Below are 8,260 nucleotides of genomic sequence, written 5' to 3'. Positions count from 1 at the left end.
GGTGGCTGTGTGCCGCGGCCAGGTGGCAGCTCGGGCATTCGCCGCAAGGCCGCGGCTCGCCTTCGCAAAGCCAGGCCTGGGCGACACGCCAGGCCAGCTCCCACTGCCCGGAGCCGGCGCCGCCGTGCAGGATCAGCGCGTGGCTGCGCGCATGGTCGCGCAGCTCCGCCAGCGGCGCCGCCAGCCAGGGCAGGTCGCGCTCGTCAAGCATCGCCGGGCTCCGCGCGCCCACTGATGCGGTCCAGCGCCTCGAGCACCGCAGCGCGCACCACCGACAGCTCGGCGTCGGCATCGATGCGCACGATGCGCCCGGGCGCCGCTGCGCAACGCGCGGCGTAGCCGCTGCGCACGCGCTCGAAGAAGGCCTCGGCCTCGCGCTCCATGCGGTCGGGCTCGCGCGCCGCGGTGCGGCGCTGGGCGGCCACCGCGGGCGGCACGTCGAACCACAGCGTGAGATCCGGCTGGATGCCCTGTTGCACCCATTGCTCCAGCGTGGCCAGCACGGCCAGGTCGAAGCCGCGGCCGGCGCCCTGGTAGGCGAAGGTCGCGTCGGTGAAGCGGTCGCACAAGACCGTCGTGCCGGCCGCGAGTGCGGGCGCGATGCGGGTGTGAAGGTGGTCGAGCCGGGCGGCAAACACGAGCAGGGCCTCGGTCAGCGCGTCCATCGGCTCGTGCAGGAACAGTTCGCGCAGCTTCTCGGCCAGCGGCGTGCCGCCAGGCTCGCGGGTCAGCAGCACCGGCGTGCCCTGCGCACGCAGCACCTCGGCCACCGCTTCGATGTGGGTGGACTTGCCGGCGCCGTCGATGCCCTCGAAGGTGATGAATCGGCCGCGCAGGGTCATCGCTTCGGATTCTTCTGAAACTGGTTCACCGCCCGATTATGGTCGTCGAGCGTTTCGGAGAAGACGCTCGAGCCGTCGCCCCGCGCCACGAAATACAGCGCCCTCGATGGCTCCGGCCGCAGCACGGCCTGCAGCGAGGCCAGGCCGGGCATCGCGATCGGCGTCGGCGGCAGGCCGGGGCGGGTGTAGGTGTTCCACGGCGTGTCCGCAACCAGATCGGTGCGGCGCAGGTTGCCATCGAAGCGGGTGCCCAAGCCGTAGATGACCGTCGGATCGCTCTGCAGCGGCATGCCGAGCTTGAGCCGGTTGAGGAAGACCGCGGCAATGCGCCCCCGGTCGGCGGCCACGCCGGTTTCCTTCTCGACGATCGAGGCCAGCACCAGCGCCGCCTCGGGCGTGGCCAACGGCAAGCCCTGCGCGCGCGCCTCCCAGGCGCCGGCGAGCTGGCGGCTCATCGCGGCGGTGGCGCGGCGCAGCACCGTCATGTCACTCACGCCACGGCTGTAGGCATAGGTGTCGGGGAAGACATGGCCCTCGATCACGCCGCCCGGCAGATCGAGCAGGCGGGCGACCTGCTCGTCGCTCAGTGCCTGGATCGTCTGCTTCAGGTTCGGCGCGTCGGCCATGGCCTGGCGCACCTGGCGGAAGGTCCAGCCGTCGATCAGGCGCAGCATTTCCAGCGCTTCGTCGCCGCGCACCATCTTGTCCAGCAGATCGCGCGGTGTCGTGCCGGTACCGATTTCGTAGCTGCCGGCGCGGATGCGCCGCGCCTGGCCGGACCAGCGGAACCACTGGTACAACGCCTCGGGTGGCACCGCCACCCCGGCATCGACCCACAGCCGTGCGACCTCGCGCGCGGTGGTGCCGGGCTCGATCGAGACCTCGACGCGCTCGGCGCGCAGCGCAAGCGGGTGGCTGATCCACCACCACGCACCGGCCGCCGCGGCCGCGAACAACAACAGCGCGGCCACCAGCAAGCGACGCAACCACTTCACAGGTATCCCTTGGAGCCTTCCGAATTCCGGCCGGCGATGATAATCGTCGCCATGAGCGATCTGGCCCTGGACACTGCTTCCGCCCCTGCCCCGTCTGCTGCATTCCATGGCGCCGTCCGGCTGGCCGACTGGGGCCTGATCCGAGCCCGCGGGGCCGACGCGGCCAGCTTCCTGCAAGGCCAGTTGACGAGCGACATCGTCGGCCTGGCGCCGGGGCGCGCGGTGCTGGCGGGCTATTGCTCGCCCAAGGGCAGGCTGCTGGCGAGCTTCGTTGTCTGGTCGCCGGCGCCCGAGGAGGTTTTGCTGGCCTGCTCCGCCGATCTGCTGGCCGCCACCTTGAAGCGCTTGTCGATGTTCGTGCTGCGCGCCAAATGCCGGCTGAGCGATGCGACTGCCGAGCTGGGCCTGTGGGGCCTCGCCGGCGACGCGGTGCCGGGCGGCGACGCGGCGCCGTGGTCGGTGCTGGCGGCCGACACGGAAACCCAGACGGTGCGTCTGCCGGATGTGGCGGGCGTGCCGCGCGCGCTGCACTGCCAGCCGGCGGCAGCGGCTGCCCCGGCGGCACCGCTGCTGGACGCGGCGGCGTGGCGCTGGCTCGAGGTGCGCAGCGGCGTGGTGCGCATCGTGGCGGCCACGGTCGACCAGTTCGTGCCGCAGATGGTGAATTTCGAGCTGGTCGGCGGCGTGAACTTCAAGAAGGGCTGCTACCCCGGCCAGGAGGTCGTCGCCCGCAGCCAGTACCGCGGCACGCTCAAACGCCGCGCGATGCTGCTCGCGCTGCCGCCGGGTGCAGGCCCGGCGCTCGCCGAAGGCCGGGAGGTGTTCCACGATGCCGATCCGGCCCAGCCCGCCGGCTTGGTGGCGCTTGCCGCGCACGCGGCCGGCGGCGAACAGCTCGCGCTGGTCGAGCTGAAACTCTCGCTGGCCGAGGGCCCCGGCGCCTTCCACCTCGGCGGGGCCGACGGGCCCGCGCTGAAGCTGCAGCCGCTGCCGTACCCGCTGCCGGCCGAGGGCGATTGACGACGGGCCGGCAGGCGCCGCGCACGATGTCTCGTTCTGCCTCGCCGGAGCCTGCCGCCACGGCCGGCGGGCCGTGCTGGTTCATCTACTATCGCGTGCAGCTCGATGACCTGGCCCAGGCCGTGGTCGTGGCGCGCGTCGGTCAGCGGCGCCTGTGCCAGGCGCACCCCGGGCTCACGGCCGAGCTGATGCAGCGGCCCTCCTCTTCAGGCCCGACACCGCAGATGACCTTGCTCGAAACCTACCGCGCACCGGCGGACTGGCCTGCCGGACAGGCCCGCGCACTGCCGGCCGCCATCGAGCGCGTGCAGGCTGCGGCGCTCGCCCGGTGGCTGCAGGGCCCCCGCCATCTGGAAATGTTCGAGCCATGTGCCTAGCCGCCCTCGCGCTCGATGCCAGCCGTCGCTTCCCACTGGTGGTGGCGGCGAACCGCGACGAGTTCTTTCATCGCGCAGCCGCGCACCTGGCCTGGTGGACGCCCGACGGCGGCAGCCAGCCCATCCTCGGCGGGCGCGACCTGGCGGCCGGCGGCACCTGGATGGGGCTGACCGCGTCGGGGCGGTTTGCGCTGGTGACGAATGTGCGCCGCCCCGGGGTGGCACTGCTCGGCGACGGCCCGTCGCGCGGCCTGATCGTGCCCGCCTGGTTGCAGGGCCAATTGCCGGCCGACCGCTTCTGGGCCGAAACCGCGCTATCCGGCTTCGCGCCCTTCAACCTGATCGCGGCCGACTTCCGCCGTGGCGAGTGCTTCTGGGCGAGCAGCCAGCACGCCAGCGGCTGTCGCCTGGAACGCGGGGTCACGGTGATCAGCAACGCCGCCGAGATCGACGCGCCGTGGCCGAAGGTGCAGCTGTTGAAGGCCCGTGTCGACAGCGCGCTGCAGGAGGCCGACGACACCACGGGCGTCGAGGCCTTGGCCGGCCAGCTCTTCGCCATGCTGGCCGACCGCACGCCCGCCGCCGACGAGCATCTTCCCCACACCGGGCTGGATCGCGAGCGCGAACGTCTGCTGTCCCCGGCCTTCATCCGAACACCCGACGGCGCCTACGGCACGCGCTGCTCGACGCTGGTGATCACCGAGCGTGCCGCCAAGCGCCTGACGACGCACGTGTTCGAGCGCAGCTTCGCCAGCGGCGCCGGGCCCGCCCTGCTGCGCCGGGCGGCGTTGAAGGATTGGCCGCCGAAATACGAGGCCGACGAGGCGCCCGCGAGCTCCACTGGGCCATCCCCTGCGCCCGCCTGGGGCACGGTCGACGACAGCCAGCTGGCCGAGGTACCGCTCGACGCCCCGAAAAAGCGGCGCGTGCGCAGCCTGATCAGGCCGCTGCGCTGATCAAAGGCTGCGCACCATCTCGACGTGCGCGATGCCGGCTTCCTCGAACACCGGCCCGCGCTGACTGAAGCCGGCGCGGCGGTAGAACGGCTCGGCGCTCATCTGCGCATGCAAGATGACCTCGCGGTCGCCACGCTGGCGGGCGGCCTGCATCAGGGCATCCAGCACGGCACGCCCGACCCGGCTGCCGCGCAGCTGCCGCCGCACCGCCATGCGGCCGATCTTGGCCACGCCGGGCACGTGCTCGAGCAGGCGGCCGGTGGCCACCGGCATGCCGAGCCGGTTGTAGGCCACGGCATGCACGCAGGCGGCGTCGGCCGCGTCCCACTCCATCTCGGCGGGGATCTTCTGCTCCTGCACGAAGACCTCGGCGCGGATCGCCCCCGCATCGCGGCCGAGCTCGTCCCAGCCGCCGACGCGCACCTCGACCATCGATTCGCCGGCCTCGAAGCCGACCATCGTGCTGCGCAACTCGGCCGGCACCGGCCGCGACTGCTTTGCCACCGGATCGGCGTAGACGTACACGAGCTCGCCGCCGACCAGCAGATCGTCGGCGCGGAAGACGCCCGTCGCGAACAGCAGCGAGGAGTTGCCGATGCGCTCGCAGCGCACGCCGATGTCCAGCACGTCGTCGTAGCCGGCCGAGGCGTGGTATTCGAGTGTCGATCGGCGCACGAACAGGTCGCCGCCGAGTTGGTGCATCGTCTCTTCGTAGGGCAGCGCGAGCGCGCGCCAGTAGCCCGCCACCGCGGTGTCGATGTACATCAGGTAGTGGCCGTTGAAGACGATCTTCTGCATGTCGACCTCGGCCCAGCGCACGCGCAGGCGCTCGAGGAAGCGGAAATCGTTGCGGGTCATCGGGTGGTCTCCAGGGCGCTGTGCGGTTCGAACTTCCAGGCGTCGCGCAGGGCGCGCGCAGCCACGTCCTGCGCGTGGCCGGCTTCCTTCAGCACACGGCCGAGCTTGATGAAATCGTGGGTCAGGCCGCGGTACAACTCCAGCTCGACCGGCACGCCGACCGCGCGCAGCCGGTCGGCATAGGCCACGCCCTCGTCGACCAGCGGGTCGCATTCGGCCAGCAGCACACAGGCCGGCGCGACCTCGTCGAGGTCCGGTGCGTTCAACGGGGCAAATCGCCAGTCGCTGCGGTGGCGGCGGTCGATGTAGTGGTCGAAGAACCAGGCGATCGCATCGGCATCGAGCAGGAAGCCGTTGGCGAACAGCGTGTGCGAGGCGGTGTCCGCATGGGCGGTGGTGCCGGGCGTGATCAGCAGTTGCAGCGCGAGGGGCAGGCCTGCGTCACGTGCCAGGATCGCGCAGACGGCGGCGAGCGTGCCGCCGGCGCTGTCGCCGCCGATGGCGAGGCGTGTCCCGTCCAGGCCGATGGCCTCGGCGCCGTCGCCCGCCAGCCAGCGCAGTGCGGCGAAGGCGTCGTCCACGGCGGTCGGGAAGCGGTGTTCGGGCGCGAGGCGGTAATCCAGCGAGACGACGGCGCCGCCGCTGCGCAGCGCAAGCTGCCGGCACAGGCTGTCATGGGTTTCGATCCCGCCGATCACGAAACCGCCGCCGTGCAGGTACAGCAGCACCGGCAGGCGGCCGGTGCTGGCGGCGTACAGCCGCGCCGGCAGCGGCGTGCCGTCGGCGGCCGGGATGGTGAGGTTCTCGACGCGTGGCAGCGGTGCGCGCGGCGGCTCCAGCACCTCGGCGGCGGCCAGGTAGGTGGCGCGCGCGTCGGCGGGGGTCATCTGGTGGAACGGCGTGCGCCGGGCGCGGTGGATGCGCTGCAACAGGCCGGCCATGGCCGGCGTCAACAGCGTGGTGTGGCGGGAGTGGCTCAGGGTGATCCTCATGCGCCCCCATTGGCTTGGGGCCGGGCCGTGAGCATACTGGCTGCATGGCACGCATCCAGTACCTGACCCAGATCGAGATCGACTTCGGCGCGGTGCGCCTGTTGCCCGAGGAGTGCGCCCGCGTCGGCATCAGACGCCCGCTGGTCGTCACCGACCCGGGCGTGCGGGCGGCCGGCGTGCTGGCCAAGGCCGAGGACGCGCTGCAGGGCCTGCCGCACGCGGTGTTCGACGCCACGCCGCCGAACCCGACCGAAGCGGCCGTGCGTGCAGCGACCGCGCTGTTTGCGCAGCAGCGCTGCGATGGGCTGATCGCGGTCGGCGGCGGCTCGGCGATCGACCTCGCCAAGGGCGTGGCGATCGCCGCCACGCACCCCGGGCCGCTGACCGACTACGCCACCATCCTCGGCGGCAGCCCGAAGATCAGCGAGGCGGTGGCGCCGCTGATCGCGGTGCCGACGACGGCGGGCACCGGCAGCGAGGTGGCGCGCGGCGCGATCCTGATCGTCGACGACGGCCGCAAGCTCGGCTTCCACAGCTGGCACCTGATGCCCAAGGCTGCCCTGCTCGACCCCGAGCTGACCCTGGGACTGCCGCCACTGCTGACCGCCGCGACCGGCATGGACGCAATCGCGCACTGCATGGAGACCTTCATGGCCCACGCGGTCAATCCGCCGGCCGACGGCATTGCGCTCGATGGCCTGGCGCGCGGCTGGGCCCACATTGAGCGCGCGACACGCGATGGGCAGGACCGCGAGGCGCGCTGGAACATGATGAGCGCGAGCATGCAGGGCGCCATGGCCTTCCAGAAGGGCCTGGGCTGCGTGCATTCGCTCAGCCACAGCCTGGGCGGGCTCAACCCGCGGCTGCACCACGGCACGCTGAACGCCGTCTTCCTGCCGGCGGTGGTGGCATTCAATGCCGGTGCCGAATCGATCCAGCGCGAGCGGCGCCTGCAGCGCATGGCCCACGCGATGGGCCTGCCCGCCTGCGATGCGCAAGGCACCGAGGTGAGCGAGGCAATCCGCGCGATGAACGCCCGGCTGGGCCTGCCCAACGGGCTGCGGGCCATGGGCGTGGACGAGTCGCTGCTCGACCGCATCATCGAGCACGCGCTGGTCGACCATTGCCACAAGACCAACCCGCGGCTGGCGAGTGCCGACGACTACCGAGACATGCTGCGCGCCTCGATGTAGGGGTGATCTCGGTTTCAGGGCCCAGTCCGCGACTTGGCAGCGGCAGGCGAACATCATAGATACCATCCAAGTGGATGGTTGTATGATCCGACCATGCCCCGCCGAAGCGCCCTTGCCGGATCGCCCGCCACACCGACCGACGAGAAGATCACCCTGAACCTCGGCTGCGTGGATTTGGGGCAGATCGACCTGCTCGTGCAAGAAGGCTTCTATGCCAACCGCAGCGATTTCATCCGTTCAGCCATCCGCAGCCAATTGACTGTCCACAGCGAGGCGGTTCGGCAGGTGATGTCCAGAAAGACCTTGGTCCTGGGCATTCAGCACTACACCGCCGCTGACCTCGAAGCCGTCAAGGCCTCAGGCCAGCGCCTGCAGATTCGGGTGCTGGGGCTGGCGTCGATCGCCAGCGACGTCAGCCCTGCCTTGGCGCGCGCGGCCATCGAATCGCTGACGGTCCTCGGCGCGCTGCGAGCCAGCGACGACGTGAAGAAGGCACTGGCAGACCGCCTGCAATACGCCTGAAGCAGTTCTTCCACCAGCGAAAGTCCGCCATGTCCGACAACTTCACGGCCGCGATGCGGGAGGCAACGAGCCTGACTCGGGCAGGCAACCTGCACGAGGCAACCCAGCTGATCCAAGCCGCGTTGCAGCGGCGCCTGGGCGATGGTGCAAGCACGCCGATGGCGGCCTCGGGCTCTCGACAGGGCCCGGCAGCCATGGTGATCGATGTGCTCGCGCGTGAGCTGCCGGAAATGCCCACTGTCGAGCCGATGCCGGCGCACGGCCCGTCACTGGCGCCGGATGGCGTGAGCACGGGGTTCTTTCCCGGGCACTACGCGGGGCCAGCCGGCCAACGCCCGTACAAGCTGTTCGTGCCGCCCCGCCTTGGCACCCGGCCGATGCCGCTCATCGTGATGCTCCACGGCTGCACCCAGGATCCAGACGATTTCGCCGCAGGCACGGCGATGAACGAAGCGGCTGCGGCGCAAGGTTTCTACGTGCTGTATCCGGCGCAGACGGCCAAGGC

The 8,260-nt window shown here is 71.3% G+C and carries 10 protein-coding genes and 1 pseudogene; 6 read left to right on the top strand and 5 right to left on the bottom strand.

The genetic code is table 11. The annotated features are described in order from the left end of the window. The 3 genes and pseudogenes from VJ693_RS08120 to mltG all read right to left on the bottom strand — a co-directional run. A pseudogene (locus VJ693_RS08120) lies at positions 1 to 211 on the bottom strand (DNA polymerase III subunit delta'); the annotation flags it as partial. After that, entirely contained in the window at positions 204 to 842 is a 639-nt protein-coding gene (tmk, locus tag VJ693_RS08115) for a dTMP kinase (RefSeq protein ID WP_324153125.1), read from the bottom strand. The pseudogene VJ693_RS08120 and the gene tmk, both read right to left, overlap by 8 nt. Then, a complete protein-coding gene (mltG, locus tag VJ693_RS08110) occupies positions 839 to 1,828 on the bottom strand; it encodes an endolytic transglycosylase MltG (RefSeq protein WP_324153129.1) in 990 nt (329 codons plus the stop codon). The genes tmk and mltG overlap by 4 nt, the downstream gene beginning before the upstream one ends. Before the next feature lie 60 nt (positions 1,829 to 1,888). Here mltG and VJ693_RS08105 point away from each other — a divergent pair, with 60 nt between their 5' ends. Genes VJ693_RS08105 through VJ693_RS08095 form a run of 3 tightly spaced genes read left to right on the top strand, consistent with a single transcriptional unit; the run spans position 1,889 to position 4,190 of the window. Then, positions 1,889 to 2,857, top strand: a complete 969-nt coding sequence (locus VJ693_RS08105) for a folate-binding protein (protein WP_324153123.1) — start codon at positions 1,889 to 1,891, stop codon at positions 2,855 to 2,857. A gap of 26 nt (positions 2,858 to 2,883) precedes the next feature. Beyond that, a complete protein-coding gene (locus VJ693_RS08100) occupies positions 2,884 to 3,234 on the top strand; it encodes a DUF4936 family protein (RefSeq protein WP_324153122.1) in 351 nt (116 codons plus the stop codon). After that, positions 3,225 to 4,190, top strand: coding sequence for an NRDE family protein (locus VJ693_RS08095; RefSeq protein ID WP_324153121.1), 966 nt, complete (start codon positions 3,225 to 3,227; stop codon positions 4,188 to 4,190). Before VJ693_RS08100 ends, VJ693_RS08095 begins: the two co-directional genes overlap by 10 nt. Here the strand turns inward: VJ693_RS08095 and VJ693_RS08090 are convergent, their stop codons facing one another. Together VJ693_RS08090 and VJ693_RS08085 are read right to left on the bottom strand one after the other, a co-directional pair. Next, positions 4,191 to 5,048, bottom strand: coding sequence for a YbgC/FadM family acyl-CoA thioesterase (locus tag VJ693_RS08090; RefSeq protein WP_324153119.1), 858 nt, complete (start codon positions 5,046 to 5,048; stop codon positions 4,191 to 4,193). Beyond that, positions 5,045 to 6,040, bottom strand: a complete 996-nt coding sequence (locus VJ693_RS08085) for an alpha/beta hydrolase (protein ID WP_414652242.1) — start codon at positions 6,038 to 6,040, stop codon at positions 5,045 to 5,047. Before VJ693_RS08085 ends, VJ693_RS08090 begins: the two co-directional genes overlap by 4 nt. A 44-nt stretch (positions 6,041 to 6,084) precedes the next feature. Here VJ693_RS08085 and VJ693_RS08080 point away from each other — a divergent pair, with 44 nt between their 5' ends. The 3 genes from VJ693_RS08080 to VJ693_RS08070 form a co-directional block, all read left to right on the top strand. Next, entirely contained in the window at positions 6,085 to 7,233 is a 1,149-nt protein-coding gene (locus VJ693_RS08080) for an iron-containing alcohol dehydrogenase (protein WP_324153117.1), read from the top strand. A 93-nt stretch (positions 7,234 to 7,326) separates the two neighbouring features. Beyond that, positions 7,327 to 7,755 carry a CopG family transcriptional regulator gene (locus VJ693_RS08075; protein WP_324153116.1) on the top strand — a complete coding sequence of 143 codons (429 nt, stop codon included), beginning with the start codon at positions 7,327 to 7,329 and terminating at the stop codon, positions 7,753 to 7,755. 29 nt (positions 7,756 to 7,784) lie between these two features. Further along, the coding region (locus VJ693_RS08070; RefSeq protein ID WP_324153115.1) for a PHB depolymerase family esterase at positions 7,785 to 8,260 on the top strand (476 nt) is incomplete at its 3' end.

It is taken from the genome of Ideonella sp., assembly GCF_035254525.1.
In the GTDB taxonomy this organism is placed as follows: domain Bacteria; phylum Pseudomonadota; class Gammaproteobacteria; order Burkholderiales; family Burkholderiaceae_C; genus Ideonella.
Note: the sequence above shows the minus strand (reverse complement) of the source record. Positions and strands in the feature narration are given on the sequence as shown.